This window comes from Aeromonas caviae (assembly GCF_000819785.1).
In the GTDB taxonomy this organism is placed as follows: Bacteria; Pseudomonadota; Gammaproteobacteria; order Enterobacterales; family Aeromonadaceae; genus Aeromonas; species Aeromonas caviae.
The window spans coordinates 1-19,907 of sequence record NZ_CDBK01000068.1 but is presented as its reverse complement, the minus strand read 5'-3'; the positions used below and the strand labels follow the sequence as shown (position 1 = coordinate 19,907).

The following is a 19,907-nucleotide window of genomic DNA, read 5'->3' as shown; positions in this document are numbered from 1 at the left end:
GGAGTGGCAACAAGGGAAAACAGATACATCATTCGCCTCGCCGGGGAGGCGGATGGGGCCGGATTGACGGGGTTGTTTGCCCAGCTGGGCTACCCCAACCCTGACGGGGCGGTCAGCGCCAGGCTGGCCCAGCCCGATCCGGCGCGGGAGGTACTGGTGGCCCTGTGCGAGGGGATCCCGGTGGGGGTGCTGGTGTGGCACCACTTGCAACCCATGCACCTTGCACCAGCCTGGGGCCTGATCTCGGCGCTGGTTGTCGATGAGGGTGCAAGGGGAGGCGGCATCGGGGCCCTGCTGCTGGCGGCGGCAGAGCAGCGGGCGGCAGCCCTGGGGTGCGGCCAGCTGGAGCTCTCCAGCAGCCTCAAGCGCGAAGGGGCGCACCGATTTTATCTGGCGCAAGGGTATTGCGAGCGTCCGAAACGTTTTGTGAAAGCTGTCTGATTGGCAAGAGGAGTCCGTGTGTTCTGGTCCAGGTTGAAAGAGGTATTGGGTGGTGCATCTCCCCGGGAGCCCCGTCTCCCCGAAGAGCAGGAGTGGCGCGAGGCGCTGGCGGCGGTGCCCATCTTGCAGGGGCTTGAAGATGAAGAGTCGCAGAGGTTGATGGAGCTGGCGCGCCATTTTCTCTCGCGCAAGACCCTCACCCAGATCGGGGTGGAACTGACGCCCCGCCAGCAGGGGGTGCTGGCCCTGCAGGCAGTGCTGCCCATCCTGCACCTGGGGTTCGATTGGTATCGAGGGTTCCACGAGGTGATCATCATCCCCGAGCCCGTGACCCGTCGTCAGGAGGTGCAGGACGAGTTCGGGCTGGTGAGCGAATTTGAAGAGGAGAACGCCGGTGAATCCTGGCCCCAGGGGCCGCTGGTGCTGGCCTGGAGCGAATTGCAGCAGGACGGTGACTGGGACGGATTCAACCTGGTGATCCATGAGCTTGCCCACAAGCTCGACATGCTGGGAGGGGATGCGGACGGTGCACCGCCCTTGCCGCGGGGCATGGATCCCCAGCAATGGACCCGGGCGCTACAAGGTGCGTTTGACGAGATGAACGATCAGTTGACCAGAGAGGAGGTGACCGAGATAGACCCCTACGCCGCCTCGCATCCCGCCGAATTCTTCGCGGTGTGCAGCGAGAGCTTCTTCACCGATCCGTTGCGTCTGCGCGCCGTCTACCCCGCGGTCTATGACCAGTTCGCCCGCTTCTACGGCCAGGATCCCGCAGGCCGCTACCCGGCCACCCGGTTGCTGGCGGGAGATCCCGGAGCGCAGGGCTGACCGGCACGGTGTCCGGGCGGCAGAAACACAAAAGGCACCCGAGGGTGCCTTTTTCGTGACAGCGATGTCGCCGGGTGCTTAGGCAGCGGCTTTGAGCTGGGCGGGAGCGGCTTTCTTCTGCTCGCCGATGGGCAGCACGGTGCGACCGAACTGCTCGTTGATCACGGTGGCCATGGCCAGGTAGATGGCGCTGGCGCCGCAGATGATGCCTTCGAAACCGGCGATGGTGCCGATCAGGGTGCTGCCGGTGAAGTCACGGGCGGCCAGCAGGAAGAACAGCACGGTCAGGGAGGCGAACACGAACTGCTTCACGCGGGGGAAGTTGACAGTCCCGATCAGCATGAACAGGGTGAACATGCCCCACATCAGCAGGTACCAGCCCATGTAGGCGTGCGGGGTGGCCTCGGCCAGACCCATGGTCGGCATCACCAGCAGGAACACCAGGCTCCACCAGAAGGTGCCGTAGGAGATGAAGGCGGTGACACCGAAGGTGTTGCCACGCTTGTACTCCATGATGCCGGCGATGATCTGGGCCAGACCGCCATAGCACAGACCCATGGCCAGGATCATGGCGCTGATGGGGAAGAAACCTGCGTTATGGATGTTCAGCAGAATGGTGGTCATACCGAAACCCATCAGACCCAGAGGGGCAGGGTTGGCCAATTTTTCGCTCACGTGGTGTTCTCCAACAATAGAGGTGGGGTTGATAAAAGACGCGCGATTTTAGGCAGGCTCAGGGTCCCGGGCAAGGGGGGGACACACAGAAATGGTAAAAAAAGAACACGAAAGTTTAAGTGGCCAACCATTCGTGCCATTCAGGTAGACGAGTGGTGAATGAAAAACGTTTTCAACGTTGCGTTTTTGTATAAAAGGCACCTTGGTATGAAAGTCGGCAACGATGGTGGTGACTGGGATTGGTGAGGGAAACACGCCCCGGATGGTCGCGTTATGGCGGCTTGATTGAAAAATGAGTTCATATGCCATCAGACCAGAGTGTTTCCCTCCTGTTTTTGACCCATGGACCTCCCGTATCGCTTGCCATCGCAGTGTCCGTTGCGCTCCCCATTTTCTCGTCAACCCCGCGCTCGCCACCGTGTTCCCTACACAAGGGCGGGGTGCCTGAGAAACCCGCAAGCGCGCCATGTTGACTGCCACGGGCGAAAGGGGCGCAAGATTAACGGGCAGGATCAGAGGCTGCCCTTGTCAAAAAGCCAGAGGCGGGATGGGCCATGGGCCCAGTAAAGACACTTCGAAATGGAAGGGGGCGCGGGGTTGGCCCTGTAGCGTGCGCGAGAGGGTGTTCAGGATTGGCCCGATTAGACACTGTATATCTAATCGGGCCATCTATTTTGACATGCCGACATGCCGACATGCCGACATGCCGACATGCCGACATGCCGACATGCCGACATGTCGACATGCGGGGTAACGGGATAACGAGATCTTTCGGGACGGCTAGCGAGAGATAAATCCTGATGGCAGGGGTCGGGGGAGGTTAGAGAAGGGGAGGCAAGCAGGGATAAGGCAGCTCCACCATGATGTCGCCGCCGCTAGGCACAAAGGGAACAGCAGGGGCAAAGCGCGGCGCCAGCCACCGCCCGCTCGCCTCGGCGGGAAAGAAAGGGACGAGAAAGGGCCGAGCAACTGGCGCCGCCCGGTACCTGGGCGGTGGGCACCTTAAATGGCCAGGAAGGCGTTATCCGGTCGGGGGCGGGAGCCCCTCGGGCTATATGCCGTCGGGGCAAACAAGAGGGGTATCCGGCGGGCGCCGGATCAGTTGTCCAGGGTCAGCACCACCTTGGCTTCCTTGTCGGTCTCCTTTACCTGGCTGTCGAGCACGAAGAGGCGCTCCGGCGCGATGCCCTGGGTATCCACCAGATACTCCTTGGTGTTCTGGGCGCGGCGCATGGCGAGGTTTCGCAGGGACTTGGCGGTGATGAGCTGCTGATCCCGCAGCCGGAGCACCGCCTGGGCGCGCAGGGCCTCGCTCCCTTCATCGAGTCGCAACCGGTCGGCCAGATCCCCGAGATCTTCGTTGAACTTGGCTTCATAAGCCTCTGCCAGTGCGGACTGCATGGCAGGATCCTGCTCCAGCAGCGTCAAATCCACCGGGCTGCCGGTGATCTTGGCCAGCAGCCGCTCAAGCTTCTGGCGCTGGAGGATGGGGCGCTCTTCGTTGAAGTTGACCTTGCCGCGGATGTTCATGCTGAGCTTGGGCCTCTCCTTGAGGGCCTGGGCGAGGGTGGTCAGCTTGGTCTGCTGGGTCGGTGTCAGGGCGGGATCGCCAGGCAGGAAGGGGAGCTCGTCGAGATCCTTGGTGCCCCCCGTCAGGGACGCAAGCAGGGAGAAGGGGGAGGTAATGGCCTTGCCGAGGGTATTGCCGAGCACGTCCCAGAAGATGTTGCCCAGGCTGAAATCAGGCTGATCCAGATTGCCCTTCACCTTGAGGTTCATCTTGATGACGCCGTTCGAATCGCTCAGCAGGGCGATGGCGAGGCCGAGGGGCAGATCCTTGGCCTGCTCGCTCTTGACCTTCTCCCCGAGTTGCAGCTTCTTGATGGTGATGTCGTTGTCCCCCTCCAGCCGGTTGCCCTGCAGCTTGTAGTTGAGCTTCATGGAGAGCTGCCCCTTGTCGATGGCATAGCCTGCATAGGTGCTGGAGTAGGGGGTGAAGGTGGTGAGCTCCAGGTTGTTGAAGGCCACGGCCACGTCCAGCACGGGATCCTCGATGAGCAGGTTGGCGCCCCCCCGGATGGTGACGGGGGCGTAGCGGTCCACCTTGCCGTTGAAGGCGAGCTCGGAGCGCTGCCCCGGGGTGTTGCTGATATGGCGGCTCTGGCCGTCGAGGGAGGCGATGTCCACCACGAACTCCGGGCTCAGGCTGCGATCAGCGAAGCGCAGGTTGCCCTGGGCGGTACGGATCTGATCGATGACGATGTGCGGGGCGGGGGCGTTCTCCCTGGCGTTCGCGGCGGGTTGCGGCAGCAGCAGTTGCTGCACGTTGGTGATCCCCTCTTCGTTGATCTCGATACGGGCATAGGGTTTGCTGAGCAGGATGTCGGCGATGCGCAGTTGCTGGCTCAGGCCATCATAGTGCAGGCCGCTCAATTGCAGATTCTCTATCTGGAGCAGGCGCTGGTTGTCGGCCCGATCCAGCACGTTGAGCCCGGCGACCTCGAGTCCACCGCTTATCTCCAGCTTGCTGATGGTCCCCTGGCGGTCGGTGACCAGGTCCAGCCTGGTGCGGCTGGCAAGCTCGCCGTCCCGCACGCTGATGCGCAGCAGATCCTGCAGGTAGGGTTGGGCCAGGATGAGCGGCAGCCCCTGCTGGCGGATGGCGCCGTTCAGGGTGAAGGGGGTCAGCCCCAGGGTGCCGTCAAACGCCACCGTCGTCCTGGTGTCGAGGGCTGCGTTGAGGGTGAGGTGGCTGGGTTGGGCGGTCTGGCTGCCAAGGGGCCCCAGGGTGAGGGCGAGGGCGGAGATGGCCCGTTTCAGGGGCTTGCCGCTGGTGGCTTCGGTCAGGGTGAGGCTGCCCTGGTCGATGCGGGTCTGCTTGAGGGCCCATTGCCAGGGCTTGGCGGGGGTGGCCGGTTGTTTGCCCCCCTTGGGGGTCTTCTGGCGGATCAGCAGGTCCGCGAGATCCAGTTGTTGCTGGTGGTCGAGGACGGCGGTGATGGCCGGGCTCTTGAGGATGGCGGCATCGAGCTCAAGGCGCTGCTTGTTGCCATCGATGCGGATCCCGGTCAGTGCCAACTGCTTGAAGCGGGCAAATTCCTCCCCCTTGTTGCGTGTGAGCTGCCAGTTGGCCAGGGTCAGCTTGCCCTTTGACAACTGCCAGTCCAGTCCCTGCTTGCCCTGGGTGAGGCGATAGGCGAGCTCGGCGCTGGCCTCCCCTTTGGCGAGGGTCGCCTTGAGATAGGGGGCCCAGAGGGGGGCGAAGGGGGCGATGGCCACCTTGCCAAGGCTGAGGTTGCCCTTGCCGGCACCGCTCATCATGTCGAACTCCCCTTCGGCCTTGAGGGGGCTCTTCTCGTTGACGGTAGCGCTCAGGCGATAGGGGTTGAGCACCCCCTCTGCGCTGGAAAATCCGGGCAGGTGCAGGGCGAGCTTGTCCAGGGTGAGGGGCGGGACCCACCCCGGACTGCTCTGCTTGCGGCTGTCCCGGTAGCTGAGCCGGCCCTGCTCGACGGACAGCTTGCCGATGGTCACCAGCACGGGCTCGGTGGCGGCTGGCGGCGTTTGCTCCGGCGCAGGGGCGAGCAGGGAGGCCAGTGCATCGGTCAGGTTGAAGCGTGCCTCCCCCTTGAGATCCTCGAGGCGCACCAGATCTGCCCTGGGGGCGGTCAGGGTGGCCTCTTCCAGTACCAGGGCGCGCTGCTGCCAGCTCGCTTTCAAGGCGGGAATGAGCTTCAGCTCTTCAAATGACACCAGTGCTTGCTGCTGGTCATCGAGCAGGGCGCTGGGCCCCAGCACGAGGGAGGGGGAGCGGATCCCCACCTCTATCTTGCCAAGGGAGAGGTGCAGACCGTAATGGGTGGCAAGCCAGCCGGGGAGATGGCGCTGGATGAGGGTCGGCGCCTGCCAGAGCAGGATGGTGATGCCGATGAGCAGGAGCGCGAGAAGATAGAGGGCATAGCGCAGCAGACGAGCGGGCAGAGGCTTGAGCATGATGGTCTCCATTTGATGCGCATATGGTAGCAATTAATCGTGCCCGGTTCATGGGAAGGACTCATGAGGTGCGCCGCACTCTGACCGGGCTGGGGAATTATTGTGCGACCAAGGCCGGATTTTCCCCGTTTGCTCCACCTCGCCACTTGCCCAAACCGCCCACTCTGTCCGGCATGCCATGACGGGCGATGGGGGGAACAAGGGGGTTGCCGGGTCAGGGCTTGCCACTGCGGATATCCACGGGAAAATCGGGATACCGGGGGCGAGATACCCCCAGAGTCTGTCAATCCCCGTCGGTTTTCAAGCCGCCGAGGGAGTGGATGCAGCGCTGCTCGGCGGCATCGAGCTCGGCCATCACCATCTGGATGTCCTCCAGCTGCTGGCGCAGGGAGTGGCGTCTGGCTTCGATGAGCTGGATCATGGAGTGAAGCTGCATCCGGCTGGAGCGGTCGGTGTCGTACATGTCGAACAGTTCGCGGATCTCCGCCAGGCTGAACCCGAGGCGCTTGCCGCGCAGGGTCAATTTCAGGCGGATCCTGTCCTTGTGGCTGTAGATGCGGGTCTGCCCCTCCCGGGTCGGGGTGATGAGCCCCTCGTCCTCGTAATAGCGGATGGTGCGGGGGGTGATGTCGAACTCCTGGGCCAGCTCCGAGATGCTGTAGGTCCTCTCCTTGCCACTGGCGTGTCTGGCTCTCATGGTGCGCCCTCCTGATAAGCTGGCGGGGTCCTGGCACAGCGGCAAGGGCCGGGTTCATGATGCATGATGGCCTCCCGGGGGTCGCTGCTCGCGCTCTTGTGCGAGGCGCCGTCCCCTCCCGTGCAGGGCCTGGCCGACCCGGGAGCCGTTGGGGCGCCCCAGCAGCTCGCTCACCCACTGGCCGGTGGCGGCCAGCTGGTCGAGGTCGACGCCGGTGCTCATGCCAAGGCCGTGCAGCAGATAGACCACCTCTTCCGACGCCACATTGCCGGAGGCGCCGGGGGCATAGGGGCAGCCGCCGAGCCCGGCCACCGAGCAGTCGATGGTGCGGATCCCGCGCTCCAGCGCCGGCAGCAGGTTGGCCAGCCCCTGGCCATAGGTGTCGTGAAAATGAACCGCAAGCCGGCCCGCCGGGATCTCGTGCAGCACCGCATCCAGCATGGGAGCCACGGTGCCCGGGGTGCCGACGCCGATGGTGTCGCCAAGGGAAATCTCGTGGCAGCCCAGATCCAGCAGCCGCTCTGCCAGGGCGGCGACCCGTTTCGGGCGGGTCGGGCCGTCGAACGGGCAGGCGATGACGGTGGAGAGGTAGCCGCGCACCTTGATGCCGAGGCTGCGCGCCTCCTGCACCAGGGGGGCAAAGCGCACCAGGGACTCCTCCACGCTGATGCCGATGTTGGCCCGGGTGAAGCCGTCCGAGCAGGCGGTGAAGAGGCCTATCTCGTCGGCGCGTGCGGCGATGGCGGCCTGCAGACCCTGCAGATTGGGCACCAGGGCACCATAGCGGGTCGGCCCCCTGCGCGGCAGGGCATTAAAGAGTGCGGCGGAATCCGCCATCTGCGGCACCTTCCTGGGCGACACGAAGGCCCCCACCTCGATGCGCTGCAACCCGCTCTCGGCCAGGCGGGCGATGAGCGCCAGCCGCTGCGCCAGGGAGAGGGTGGCGGTCTCATTTTGCAGGCCGTCCCGCGGCCCCATCTCCACCAGACTGACCTTGTCGTCCCGGTTCTCGTGCGTGTGGCTCATGAGCGCTCCTCCTGCGCGGTATGGTCCTCGGCAAAGCGCACCAGCACGGCGCCCTGACTCACCTGTTCCCCCTGGCGGCACTGCAGGGCCTCAATCACCCCGTCCCGGTCAGCTTTGAGAACGTGCTCCATCTTCATTGCCTCCAGCACCAGCAGGGGTTGCCCCTTGCTGACCGGCTGGCCGGCCTCGACCTGCAACGCCACCACGATGCCGTGCATGGGGGCCAGGATGCCCGGGACATGGCTCGTGTCGTGATCATGGTGGAGCTGATGATGCTGATCATCGAGCGAGAAGCGGATGCGTCTGCCCGCCAGGTGCAGCAAATAGGCGTCCTCGCCGAGGGGCTGCACCGGATAGCGCTGCCAATGTCCACTCTGGCACAGGCGGATCTGATCTGACCCGAGTTCAAACGGGATCTGCTCGCCCTGCCAGAGCAGGGCGCCCCCTCGCTCGGCGAGGGTGAGAGTGCGGGTCTCCTCGCCGATGCGCACCGTGGCGCAAAAGCGGCGGGTGGGGCCCAGTCGAAAGCCTGCGGCCTGCTGCCAGGGGGAGGCATCGCGCTCGCAAGTGGCGAGCCAGAGCGCGGCGAGGGGCCAGGCGAGCGCCGGAACGGGCAGGGTGTCGGTGGGAATGGGCCACTGGGTGTGGTGGTCCATGGCCAATACTTCTGGTTCTTCGCACAGGCGCAGCAAGAGCGGGCCGTTGTGCACCAAGGGGCCGAGTTCCAGTGTCGCCAGGGCATCGGCCAGGGTGGCAAAGGCTTCGCTGCGGCTCGGTGCGTGGGCGACGAGCTTGGCGATCATGGGGTCGTAATAGGGGCTCACCCCATCGCCGGCGGTGACGCCGGTGTCGATGCGCACCCCCTTGGGCCAGGTGAGCCAGTGGATGGGGCCGCTCGCGGGCAGAAAACCGGCGGCCACGTCCTCGGCGTAGAGGCGCGCCTCCACCGCGTGGCCGCGCAGCACCACTTCATCCTGGGTGAGGGGCAGCGGTTTGCCCTCGGCCACCGCCAACTGCCAGGCCACCAGATCCTGGCCTGTGATGGCTTCGGTAACCGGATGCTCCACCTGCAACCGGGTGTTCATCTCCATGAAGAAGAACTCCTCCTTGCAGAGCAGAAACTCGATGGTGCCGGCCCCCTGATAGTGGATGGCCTTGGCCGCCGCCACGGCCGCCTCGCCCATGGCGCGGCGCAGGGCAGGGGAGATGTCGGGGGCGGGGGCCTCCTCGATCACCTTCTGGTGGCGGCGCTGCAACGAGCAGTCCCTGTCCCCCAGATAGATGGCGTTGCCGAGGGCATCGGCAAAGACCTGCACCTCCACGTGACGGGCGCGGGGGAGATAGCGCTCCAGCAGCACATGGTCGTCGCCAAAGGCGGCACTCGCCTCCCGCTTGACTGCCGCGAGGGCCGCGTCAAAGTCGGCCAGCTGATCGACCCGGCGCATCCCCTTGCCACCGCCGCCACTGGCCGCCTTGATAAGGAGCGGGAAGCCCACCTGGCTCGCCTGATCGCGCAAAAAGCCGGGGTGCTGATCCGCGCCGTGATAACCGGGCAGCACGGGGACGCCGGCTGCCTGCATCAGCCCTTTGGCCCCCGACTTGTCCCCCATGGCGAGGATGGCGGCGCCGCTTGGGCCGACAAAGCGCACGCCCCGCTGCTCGCAGGCGGTGGCAAAGTCGCTGTTCTCGGAGAGGAAACCGTAGCCCGGGTGGATGGCGTCGGCATTCGCCTCTTTGGCAATCTTGAGCACCTTGCCGGTGTCGAGGTAGCTCTCCCGGGCGGGGGCCGGCCCCAGATGCCAGGCCTCGTCGGCTTCGCGCACGTGCATGGCGCGGGCGTCGGCGTCGGAGTAGAGGGCGATGGTGTGAATGCCGAGGCGTCGTGCTGTCTTGATGATGCGCACGGCGATTTCACCGCGATTGGCGATCAGCAGGCGCTTGATGGGAGTGTGATGGGTCATGCTGGCTCCCTGCTGTTCAAGGTGCACAAGTGCGAAGCGTGTTGATCCACACTCCCGTTATATTGACCAAAGTTGGCGATCAGCCGGCGCTTGATGGGGTGGTATTGAGTCATGCTTCGTCCTTGAAACGGGGGCGCCAGGTTGGGGGGCGTTTGTCGAAGAAGGCCTGGATCCCCTCCTGGGCCTCGAGACCGACCCGTACCCGGGCGATGGTCTCGACGGTCTGCTCTTCGTGCTGGTGGCCTGGGCGCCCTTCAAGGGCGGCCAGCAGCCGCTTGGTCTCCTTCATCGCCTGGGAGCCGTTGCGACATAACCGCAGGGCCATGGCGCGTCCCTCCGCCAGCAACTGATCAGGCTGGCTGAGCCTGTGCACCACGTTGAGTCGGCAGGCGGTGATGGCATCGAAAGGCTCCGCGCTCAGCATGTAGCGGCGGGCCTGGCGCATCCCCATGGCGCGCACCACGTAGGGGCTGATCACCGCAGGCACCAGTCCCAGGGTCACCTCGGAGAGGCAGAAGCGGGCATTTTCGCTGGCCAGCACGATGTCACAGGCGCAGACAAGGCCTAAGGCTCCGCCGTAGGCGGCCCCCTGCACCAGGGCCACCGTGGGGAAGGGCAGCTCGTCCAGTGCCTGCATCAGGTGGGCCAGCACCCGGGCGTCCTCGCGATTCTTGTCAAAGGCGCGGGGGTCGAACGCCTCCCCGGCCATCTTGCGCATCCACTCGAGATCGGCGCCCGCGCAAAAATGCGGCCCCTCGGCGCGCAGCAGCAGCACGTGGGGGCGGTCGGCCAGCGGCTGGCCGTGGGCCAGCTCGTCGAGGCAGTCGAGCAGCCCCTGCATCAGGTCGGCATCAAGGGCGTTGTGACGGGCCGGGCGGGCGAGCACCAGCTCGATCACCGGGCCGTGGCGCTCCAGGCGAAAATGGGCAAGGGGATCGTTGAAGAGCGGGTCTGACATATGAACTCCTTACATCCGGAAGATGCCGTACTGCCTGGGGCCAAGCTCGGCCCCCTGGCAGGCCGCCAGCGCCAGGGCCAGCACGGTGCGGCTCTGGGCCGGGTCGATGACGCCGTCATCCCACAGGCGAGCACTGGCGTAATAGGGGTGACCCTGGCGCTCGTATTGCGCGATCACCGGGGCGCGAATGGCGGCCGCCTCCGACTCGCCCAGAGTCTTGCCCTCGGCGGCGAGCTTGTCCCGACGCACCTGCACCAGCACCCCGGCCGCCTGCTCGCCCCCCATGACGGAGATGCGGCTGTTGGGCCAGCTGAAGAGAAAATCCGGTTCATAGGCGCGCCCGCACATGCCGTAGTTGCCGGCACCGAAGCTGCCGCCGACGATCAGGGTGATCTTGGGCACCCGGCTGCAGGCCACGGCGGTCACCAGCTTGGCGCCGTGCTTGGCGATCCCCTCTTTTTCCGCCGTACTCCCCACCATAAAGCCGGTGATGTTTTGCAGAAACAGCAGCGGGATCCCCCGCTGGTTGCAGAGCTGGATGAAGTGGGCTCCCTTCTGGGCGCTGTCGCTGTGCAGCACGCCGTTGTTGGCGAGGATCCCCACCTGCATGCCCTCAATGCGGGAAAAACCCGTCACCAAGGTAGTGCCGAACAACGCCTTGAATTCGTCAAACACAGAGCCATCCACCAGCCGGGCGATCAATTCTCGTGCGTCATAGGGGCGCTTGAGACTGGTGCCCACCAGGCCGTAAAGCTCCTCGATGGGGTAGTGCGGCTCATCATAGGAGGGAGCGGATGGGGCGGGTGGCGCCGCCGTCTGGTTGTCCCCCAGGTTGCTTACCAGGGTGCGGGCGATGGCCAGGGCATGGGCATCGTCCCGGGCCATGTGATCCGCCACCCCGGAGTGGACGCAGTGCACCTCGGCGCCCCCCAAGGCTTCTGCGCTGATCTCCTCACCGGTGGCGGCCTTGACCAGGGGCGGGCCCGCCAGAAAGAGGGTGGCCTGTTCCCTGACCATAATCGACTCGTCCGCCATGGCGGGCACGTAGGCACCCCCGGCGGTACAGAGCCCCATCACCACCGCCAGCTGGGGGATGCTCTGGGCCGACATGCGAGCCTGGTTGTAGAAGATGCGGCCAAAATGCTCCCGGTCGGGGAACACCTCGTCCTGCATCGGCAAAAAGGCGCCGCCGGAATCCACCAGATAGAGGCAGGGGAGGCGCAGCCGCTCGGCGATGGCCTGGGCACGCAGGTGCTTTTTCACCGTGAGGGGGTAGTAGGTGCCGCCCTTCACGGTGGCGTCATTCACCACCAGCATGCACAGGCGTCCCGAGACCCGGCCGATGCCGGTGAGGATGCCGGCGGCGGGCACCGGCTCGTCATAGACCTGCCAGCCCGCCAGCGCCGAGAGCTCGAGAAAGGGGGAGCCCGGGTCCAGCAGCTGGTCGATGCGCTCGCGGGGTAGCAGCTTGCCGCGGGCCTGATGGCGGGCGTTGTTGGCCGCGCCCCCGCCCTGGGCTATCTCCTCCAGGCGGGTATTCAGATCGTCGACCAGTGCCTGCATGGCGGCCCGATTGGCCTCATAGTCGGGGCTGGCGGTGTCGAGACGGGAGTGGATCCTGCTCATGTGTTATCTCCCATCAGCTCGCGGCCGATGAGCCAGCGGCGGATCTCCGAGGTGCCGGCGCCTATTTCGTAGAGCTTGGCGTCCCGCAGCAGGCGGCCGGTGGGGTATTCGTTGATGTAGCCGTTGCCGCCGAGCAGCTGGATGGCATCGAGGGCCATCTGGGTGGCGTTCTCGGCGGCAAACAGGATGGCGGCGGCGCAATCCTTGCGGCTGGTGCGGCCCTGATCGCAGGCGCTCGCCACCGAGTAGACCAGCGCCCGGCTGCTGGCGAGGCGGGTATACATGTCGGCGAGCTTGCCCTGCACCAGCTGAAACTCGCCGATGGCCTGACCGAACTGCTTGCGCTCGCGCACATAGGGGAGCACCACGTCCATGCAGGACTGCATGATGCCAAGGGGCCCGGCCGCCAGCACCACCCGCTCGTAGTCCAGACCGCTCATCAGTACCTTGACCCCGCCGTGCAGGGGGCCCAGCAGGTTCTCCTGCGGCACCCGGCAGTTGTCGAACACCAGCTCGCAGGTACTGGAGCCGCGCATGCCGAGCTTGTCGAGCTTCTGGGCGGTGGAAAAACCGGGAGTTCCCGCCTCGACGATAAAGGCGGAAATACCTTTGGGCCCTGCAGCGGCATCGGTCTTGGCATAGATGACGAAGGTGTCGGCATCGGGCCCGTTTGTGATCCACATCTTGTTGCCGTTCAGCACGAAGTGATCCCCCTCGCGCACCGCGGTGAGGCGCATGCTCACCACGTCGGAGCCAGCACCCGGCTCGCTCATGGCCAGCGCCCCCACGTGTTTGCCGCTGACCAGATCAGGCAGATATCTCGCCTTCTGATCAGGGGTGCCGTGGCGGTGGATCTGGTTGATGCAGAGGTTGGAGTGGGCGCCGTAGGAGAGGCCGACCGAGGCGCTGGCGCGGCTCACCTGCTCCACCACCAGCACATGGGCCAGATAGCCGAGGTTCACCCCGTCATACTCCTCCGCCACCGTGATGCCGTGCAGCCCCAGCTCACCCATGCGGGGCCAGAGATCCCGGGGAAAAGCGTTGCTCTGATCGATCTCGCTGGCGCGCGGTGCGATCACTTTCTGGCAGAAAGCCTCGACCTGTTCGGTCAGGGCGCGGAGGGTTTCATCCATCAGGGCATGCATCCTTGCTCTCCTTGGTCTGTGGTGCTCACCGGTCTTCTACTCCCGACAGGGAGGGAAAACTGGTCAGTCCATTCGTGAATTAAGTTTACGTTAGCGTAAACGTAAATGAGTTGTTAGTCTAAGGTAAATTCGTTGAGTGCCGACTGCAAGGGGCATACCCCCGAGCGGGCAAACGCAAGGAGTGAGCAAGATGATCAGCGAGTGCATCCGGTCTGTCGGTCTGCCTGAGGAGCTCTGGCACAGTGCCAGCCCCCGGGCAGCCAAGGAGAGTGCGGCATGAGCCAACACCATACCCAGTACGGGGATCTGCCGCTCTACATCGGTGGCGAGGCGTGTCCGTCCGCAAGCGACGAGTGGATAGAGGTGACCGACCCGGCGGACCAGCATCTGCTGGCGCGGGTGCCGAAAGCGACCTCTGCGGAAATTGAGCTGGCGGTGCGCGCCGCCCACGACGCCTATCTGCTGTGGCGAGAGGTGCCGACCTCCGAGCGGGCCCGGGTGATGTTCAACTACCAGCATCTGTTGAAAGTGCATCACGACGAGCTGGCGACCCTGCTGGCCCAGGAAACCGGCAAGAACCTGGCTGATGCCAAGGGGGATGTGTGGCGAGGCATCGAGGTGGTGGAGCAGGCTTGCGCCATTGCGAGCCAGACCCTGGGGGAGACCATGGGCAACGTGGCGCGCCGGGTGGATGGCCACTCCTGGGTGCAGCCCCTCGGGGTCTGCGTCGGCATCACGCCGTTCAACTTCCCAGCCATGATACCGCTCTGGATGTTCCCGCTGGCGGTGGCCTGCGGCAACGGCTTTGTGCTCAAGCCCTCCGAGCAGGATCCCCTCACCCCCATGCGCCTGGCCGAGCTGTTTACCGAGGCGGGGGCCCCCAAGGGCATTCTGTCGGTGGTGCATGGCGGCGCCGAGCAGGTGGATGCGCTGCTGGCCCATCCCGATGTCAAGGCAGTCAGTTTCGTGGGCTCGGCCCGGGTCGGCGGCCACGTCTATCGCAGCGCCACGTCGCAACTCAAGCGGACCCAGTGTTTTGTCGGCGCCAAGAATCACATGGTGATCATGCCGGATGCCAACAAGGCGCAGGTGCTGAGCAACCTGGTGGGGGCCGGGGTCGGCGCCGCCGGTCAGCGCTGCATGGCCATCAGCGTGGCGGTGTTCGTGGGGAGCGCCAGGGAGTGGATCCCGGAGCTCGCCGCCGAGTTCGCCAAGGTGAAACCCGGCGTCTGGCACGATCCCGAGGCGGCTTATGGCCCCCTCATCAGCCCGGAGGCGAAAGTCAGGGTGGAGGGGCTTATCGAGGCGGGGATTGCCGAGGGAGCCGAGTGCCTGCTGGACGGCCGTTTTTGCGACGTCCCCGGCTACCCGGTGGGCAACTGGGTGGGGCCGACCCTGTTTCGCGGCGTGACCCCCGAGATGCGCATCTACAAGGAGGAGATCTTCGGGCCCGTGCTGGCCTGCCTCGAGGTGGGGAGCCTGGATGAGGCGCTTGCCCTCATCAACGCCAACCCCTATGGCAACGGCACCTCCCTCTTCACCGGCTGTGGCGCCGCCGCTCGCAAGTTCCGCCACGAGGTGGCGGTGGGCCAGGTGGGGATCAACGTGCCCATCCCGGTGCCGCTGCCGTTCTTCTCCTTCACCGGCTGGCGTGGCTCCTTCTACGGGGATCTGCACGCCTACGGCAAACAGGCGGTGCGTTTTTACACCGAGACCAAGACGGTGACGGAGCGCTGGTTCGACGAAGACATTCCCAGCGGCCCCAATATGACCATTCAGCTGCGCTGATGGCAGGTTGCCCACTTTGCCCGGGCGCCCCCATTGACAGCAACGGATCGACGGAACAAGTACAAAGGAAGCGAACAAGATGGATTTTACCCTGACCGAATCCCAACGGGCCTGTGTCGAGTCGGCCGGCGCCTTCGCCGATCTGGCGCTCAAACCCCATGCCGCGCGCTGGGACAGGGAGCACGAGTTCCCTATCCCCACCATCAAGCAGGCGGCGGCGCTGGGCCTGTGTGGCCTCTATACCCCGGAGCAGTATGACGGTCTGGGCCTGAGCCGGCTCGATGCCAGCCTCATCTTCGAGCGTCTCGCCATGGGCTGCACCTCCACCACCGCCTATCTCACCATCCACAACATGGTGAGCTGGATGCTGGGCAGCTGGCTGCCTGCCGAGGTGGCCGAGGAGTGGGTACCCAGGCTCGCCAGCGGCGAGTTGCTGGGATCCTACTGCCTCACCGAGCCGGGGGCGGGCTCCGACGCTGCGGCCCTCAAGACCCGCGCCGTGCGCGATGGCGAAGATTACCTCCTCGACGGCAGCAAGGTGTTCATCTCGGGCGCCGGCAGCACCGACGTGCTGGTGGTGATGGCCCGCACCGGTGGAGAGGGGGCCAAGGGGATCTCCGCCTTCATGGTACCGGCCCAGACCCCCGGCGTGAGCTACGGCAAGGCGGAGGAGAAGATGGGCTGGAACAGCCAGCCGACCCGGGAGGTGAACTTCAATGCCGTGCGCATTCCCGCTCGCTTCCGGCTGGGGGAGGAGGGGGAAGGGTTCAAGTTCGCCATGCAGGCCCTCGATGGGGGGCGCATCAACATCGCCAGCTGTTCGCTGGGCACAGCCCAGCAGGCTCTCAACGATGCCCTGGCCCATGTGCAGCAGCGCCAGCAATTTGGACACCCGATCAGCGAATTCCAGAGCGTGCAGTTTCGCCTGGCCGACATGGCCACCGAGCTCGCCGCCGCCCGCCTGCTGGTGCGCCAGGCGGCCGCCAAACTCGATGAGGGCAGCCCGGACAAAAGTGCCTGGTGCGCCATGGCCAAGCGTTTTGCCACCGACGTGGGGCACCGCATCTGCGACGACGCCCTGCAACTCTTTGGCGGCTATGGTTATATCCGCGAGTATCCGCTTGAGCGCTATCTGCGCGATACCCGGGTGCACCGCATTCTGGAAGGGACGAATGAAGTGATGCGGCTCATCATCGCCCGCCGCCTGCTGGCCGACCCCGGCCTGTCGCTGGAGTAGCGGGAGTAGCCTGCCCTGAGGACGCAGTCGGCACGTCCTCAGGCTTTGTGAGCCAGGTGCAGGTTGGCTCCATTCAACCCTGTCATCATGGGGCAGTTTTTTTGACAAGGACAACGCAATGACAAGGATCAGGCTCGAATATCACGGCCACGTGGCCTACATCACCCTCGATCACCCACCCGCCAACACCTGGACGCTCGCCAGCCTGAAAGCCTTCTTGCAGATGATGGTGGAGCTGGATGGTCGCCCCGACGTGGTGGCCCTGGTGATCCGCGGTGCTGGAGAGAAATTCTTCTGCGCCGGCGCCGATCTCAAGATGTTCGCCGACGGCAGCCTGGCGCATGCCCGCGAGGTGGCCGAGGCCTTTGGCCACGCCTTCGAGGCGCTGGCCCGCTTTCACGGGGTTAGCATCGCCGCCATCAACGGCTATGCCATGGGAGGGGGGCTCGAAGTTGCGCTGGCCTGCGACATCCGCATCGCCGAGCAGCAGGCCAAGCTGGGGTTGCCAGAGGCCTCGGTGGGTTTGTTGCCCTGCGCCGGCGGCACCCAGCGCCTCACCGAGCTGGTGGGGCCGGGCTGGGCCAAGCGGATGATCCTCTGCGGCGAGAAGGTGAGCGCCACCCTGGCCTACGAGATGGGGCTGGTGGAGGAGGTGGTGACCGAGGGGCACGCCTGGGAGGCGGCGCAGCAGATGGCCCAGCTGGTGGAGCGCCAGAGCCCGAGCGCCCTGCGCGCCTGCAAACAGCTCATCAATCAGGGGCGAAGCACCCACAGGGACGCGGCGCTGCCACTCGAGCGCAGCCTCTTTCTCGCCCTGTTTGACGATGCCAATCAGCGCGAAGGGGTGGCGGCCTTCCTCGAGAAGCGGGCCCCGCGCTGGCGCTATGACCAATCCAGGCCGAAAGAGTGAGGGAGTGAAGGATGAATGAGGTATTGATGGCGACCCGCCATGTCGCAGGGGCAGATACCCGGTCTGCGGGGGCTGCCCATGAGTGAGCCCGTGCTCATCGAGACCCACCCCACGGCGGATGGCCGCCACATCGGCATGCTGACTCTGGACAGCCCCGCCTCCCTCAACGCCCTGAGCCTTGAGATGATCCAGTTGTTGCAGGGGGCGTTGACCCGCTGGGAGCAGGATCCGGCCATCGTCTGCGTGTTGTTGCAAGGGGCCGGCGAGAAGGCATTCTGCGCCGGTGGTGACATCCGCTCCTTTTATTACCGCAAGCAGGAGGCGAGCCACTCTGAATTGTTCGGCTATGCCCGCGACTTCTTCCTGCAGGAGTACCGGCTCGATCACCACATCCACTGCTACGGCAAGCCCCTTGTCTGCGTGGCGGACGGCATCTGCATGGGGGGCGGCATCGGCCTCTTTGCCGGGGCCGAATTCCGGGTGGTGACAGAGAAGAGTCTGTTCGCCATGCCGGAGGTAACCATAGGCCTCTATCCGGATGTGGGGGCCAGCTGGTTTTTGAGCCGGATGCCGGGGCGGCTCGGACTCTGGCTCGGCCTCACCGGTGCCCGTTTCAACGGGGCGGACGCCATCGGCCTGGGGCTCGCGGATCACGCCATGGGGAGCCGCGAGCGGGCCGAGCTGCCGGCGCGCCTCGCCGCCCTCGACTGGTCCGCAGGCGACCCCGGCGAGCAGATCGAGGCGCTGCTCACCGGTTTGCAGCGATCCCTTGGCCAGGCATTGCCGCCTCCCGTACTGCTGCCCCACCAGGCCCGCATCGATGCGCTGTTGACCGGCCGCTCCCTGCAAGGGGTGCTGGCACGCCTCGAGGGCGCCGAGCTGGACGAACCGGCGCTGACTCAGGGGCGGGAGACCTGCCTTCGCGGCAGCCCTATCAGCCGCGCCATTCTCTGGCGCCAGTTCTGGCAGGCACGGCGCCAGTCCCTGGCCGAGGTGTTTGCCGACGAGCTGACCCTCTCGGTCAATTGCGTGCTCAGAGGGGACTTCGTGGAAGGGGTGCGGGCCCTGCTCATCGACAAGGACAAATCCCCCCGCTGGCAGGCCCCGCAGACGGGTGAGGCCTGGCTGGATGCCTTCTATCGCTGGCCCGAGGGGGACAACCCCTTGCGCCTCGGCTGACGCGGGATCACACACAAGGAGCACATCATGACAAGGATTGGGTTTATCGGGCTTGGCAATATGGGGGGGCCCATGGCCGCCAACCTGGCCAGGGCGGGGCACAGGGTACAGGTGTTTGATTTGGTGCCCGAGAGCCTGAGCCGGGCCATTGAGGCTGGCTGCATTGCCGCCGGGAATGCCCGGGAAGCGGTGAGCGGCTGCGAGCTGGTCATCAGCATGCTGCCAGCGGGGGAGCACGTGCGCAGCCTCTGGCTGGGCGAGAGTGCCGGTGAGCGGGGTGGCCAGGATCTGCTGGCGGCCCTGTTGCCCGGCGCCCTGGTCATCGACTGCTCCACCATAGACGTGGCCTCGGCCCGTCAGGTGGGGGCGGCGGCGAAGGCGAGCGGCATCCGTTTTCTCGATGCCCCCGTCTCGGGGGGCGTGGCCGGTGCGGCGGCGGGCACGCTCACCTTCATCGTTGGCGGCGAAAAAGCGGATTTTGAAGCGGCCAGACCCGTGCTCGCCTGCATGGGGCAGAACCTGTTTCACGCCGGGGCGCTTGGCGCTGGCCAGATCGCCAAGATGTGCAACAACATGCTGCTCGCCATCCACATGGCCGGCACCGCCGAGGCGCTGGCGCTCGGGGTCAAGGAGGGGCTGGATCCCGCCGTGCTCTCCACCATCATGGGCAAGAGTTCGGGCAACAACTGGAGCCTGGAGCGCTACAACCCCTGGCCCGGGGTGATGGAGAACGTGCCGGCGTCGCGTGGCTATCAGGGGGGCTTCATGACCCGGCTGATGGTCAAGGATTTGGGGCTCGCCATGGCGTTGGCGGAACATGCCCACAGCGCCGTGCCCATGGGGGCCCTGGCCCGCAACCTCTTCAACCTGCACGGGAGCCTGGGCCAGGAGACCAAGGATTTTTCCAGCATCCTCGAGCTCTATCGGGACAAAACAGCACCGGGTTAAGGGCCGCTATCTACCTTTTTACCCGATAGTCCTTGACTCGACAGTCACCGGCCATCTCACCAGGAGCATTTATGGATATCACACAAAAAGTCATCGCCATCACGGGGGCGGGCAGGGGGCTAGGCCGCGCCATCGCCCTGAGTCTGGCGGAGCAGGGGGCCGTGCTGGCCCTCATCGACGTCAACCGCACCGATCTGGAGGTGACCGAGGCGGAGGTGCGCAGCCGTGACGGCCGCTGCGCCCTGTTCGTCTGCAACGTGGCAAGCGAGCCGGAGGTCGAGGCGACCTTCGCCGCCATCAAGGATCAGTTCGGGGCCTTGCACGGCCTCGTCAACTGTGCCGGCATCCTGCGCGACGGCATGCTGATCAAGGTGAAGGAGGGGGCACTGACGGAGAAGATGAGCCTGGCCCAGTGGCAGAGCGTCATCGACGTCAATCTCACCGGCACTTTCCTGTGCGGGCGCGAGGGGGCGGCGCTGATGGCCATCGGCGGGG

16 protein-coding genes are annotated in these 19,907 nt (G+C 65.5%); 8 read left to right on the top strand and 8 right to left on the bottom strand.

All coding sequences use genetic code 11. The features are described from left to right. Window positions 1–27: 27 nt before the first annotated feature. On the top strand, window positions 28–441 hold the full coding sequence (locus BN1120_RS10715; RefSeq protein WP_029314462.1) for a GNAT family N-acetyltransferase: 414 nt from the start codon (window positions 28–30) through the stop codon (window positions 439–441). A gap of 18 nt (window positions 442–459) precedes the next feature. Beyond that, entirely contained in the window at window positions 460–1,269 is an 810-nt protein-coding gene (locus BN1120_RS10710; RefSeq protein ID WP_042016073.1) for a M90 family metallopeptidase, read from the top strand. A gap of 78 nt (window positions 1,270–1,347) precedes the next feature. Here BN1120_RS10710 and BN1120_RS10705 read toward each other — a convergent pair whose 3' ends face one another. The 8 genes from BN1120_RS10705 to BN1120_RS10670 all read right to left on the bottom strand — a co-directional run bounded on the left by BN1120_RS10705 (window position 1,348) and on the right by BN1120_RS10670 (window position 13,350). Then, window positions 1,348–1,944 (bottom strand): acetate uptake transporter, encoded by a 597-nt coding sequence (locus BN1120_RS10705; protein WP_029314465.1) that lies wholly within the window; start codon window positions 1,942–1,944, stop codon window positions 1,348–1,350. 1,098 nt (window positions 1,945–3,042) lie between these two features. Then, the gene (locus BN1120_RS10700) at window positions 3,043–5,949 is read right to left on the bottom strand and encodes a DUF748 domain-containing protein (protein WP_197713257.1); all 2,907 of its coding nucleotides are present in this window, start codon (window positions 5,947–5,949) and stop codon (window positions 3,043–3,045) included. Window positions 5,950–6,220: 271 nt separating this feature from the next. Then, entirely contained in the window at window positions 6,221–6,634 is a 414-nt protein-coding gene (locus tag BN1120_RS10695; protein WP_010674587.1) for a MerR family transcriptional regulator, read from the bottom strand. A gap of 54 nt (window positions 6,635–6,688) precedes the next feature. After that, a complete protein-coding gene (locus BN1120_RS10690; RefSeq protein WP_042016070.1) occupies window positions 6,689–7,660 on the bottom strand; it encodes a hydroxymethylglutaryl-CoA lyase in 972 nt (323 codons plus the stop codon). Then, entirely contained in the window at window positions 7,657–9,621 is a 1,965-nt protein-coding gene (locus BN1120_RS10685; RefSeq protein ID WP_042016069.1) for an acetyl/propionyl/methylcrotonyl-CoA carboxylase subunit alpha, read from the bottom strand. The genes BN1120_RS10690 and BN1120_RS10685 overlap by 4 nt, the downstream gene beginning before the upstream one ends. 109 nt (window positions 9,622–9,730) lie before the next feature. Then, on the bottom strand, window positions 9,731–10,579 hold the full coding sequence (locus tag BN1120_RS10680; protein ID WP_042016068.1) for an enoyl-CoA hydratase-related protein: 849 nt from the start codon (window positions 10,577–10,579) through the stop codon (window positions 9,731–9,733). Window positions 10,580–10,588: 9 nt separating this feature from the next. Continuing rightward, window positions 10,589–12,205, bottom strand: a complete 1,617-nt coding sequence (locus BN1120_RS10675; protein WP_042016067.1) for a carboxyl transferase domain-containing protein — start codon at window positions 12,203–12,205, stop codon at window positions 10,589–10,591. Beyond that, window positions 12,202–13,350: an isovaleryl-CoA dehydrogenase gene (locus BN1120_RS10670; protein ID WP_042016066.1), complete on the bottom strand. Its 1,149-nt coding sequence runs from the start codon at window positions 13,348–13,350 to the stop codon at window positions 12,202–12,204. Before BN1120_RS10670 ends, BN1120_RS10675 begins: the two co-directional genes overlap by 4 nt. A gap of 276 nt (window positions 13,351–13,626) precedes the next feature. Between BN1120_RS10670 and BN1120_RS10665 the strand changes: the two genes are divergently transcribed. The 6 genes from BN1120_RS10665 to BN1120_RS10640 form a co-directional block, all read left to right on the top strand. Further along, window positions 13,627–15,138: a CoA-acylating methylmalonate-semialdehyde dehydrogenase gene (locus BN1120_RS10665; protein ID WP_042016065.1), complete on the top strand. Its 1,512-nt coding sequence runs from the start codon at window positions 13,627–13,629 to the stop codon at window positions 15,136–15,138. Window positions 15,139–15,217: 79 nt separating this feature from the next. Next, window positions 15,218–16,375 carry an acyl-CoA dehydrogenase family protein gene (locus BN1120_RS10660; RefSeq protein WP_042016064.1) on the top strand — a complete coding sequence of 386 codons (1,158 nt, stop codon included), beginning with the start codon at window positions 15,218–15,220 and terminating at the stop codon, window positions 16,373–16,375. Window positions 16,376–16,493: 118 nt separating this feature from the next. Further along, a complete protein-coding gene (locus tag BN1120_RS10655) occupies window positions 16,494–17,285 on the top strand; it encodes an enoyl-CoA hydratase (protein ID WP_041215244.1) in 792 nt (263 codons plus the stop codon). A gap of 78 nt (window positions 17,286–17,363) precedes the next feature. Beyond that, entirely contained in the window at window positions 17,364–18,464 is a 1,101-nt protein-coding gene (locus BN1120_RS10650; protein WP_042016107.1) for an enoyl-CoA hydratase/isomerase family protein, read from the top strand. A gap of 27 nt (window positions 18,465–18,491) precedes the next feature. Next, window positions 18,492–19,412 carry a 3-hydroxyisobutyrate dehydrogenase gene (gene mmsB, locus BN1120_RS10645; RefSeq protein WP_042016063.1) on the top strand — a complete coding sequence of 307 codons (921 nt, stop codon included), beginning with the start codon at window positions 18,492–18,494 and terminating at the stop codon, window positions 19,410–19,412. 71 nt (window positions 19,413–19,483) lie between these two features. Continuing rightward, on the top strand, window positions 19,484–19,907 hold a 424-nt coding region (locus BN1120_RS10640), incomplete at its 3' end, for an SDR family NAD(P)-dependent oxidoreductase (RefSeq protein WP_042016062.1).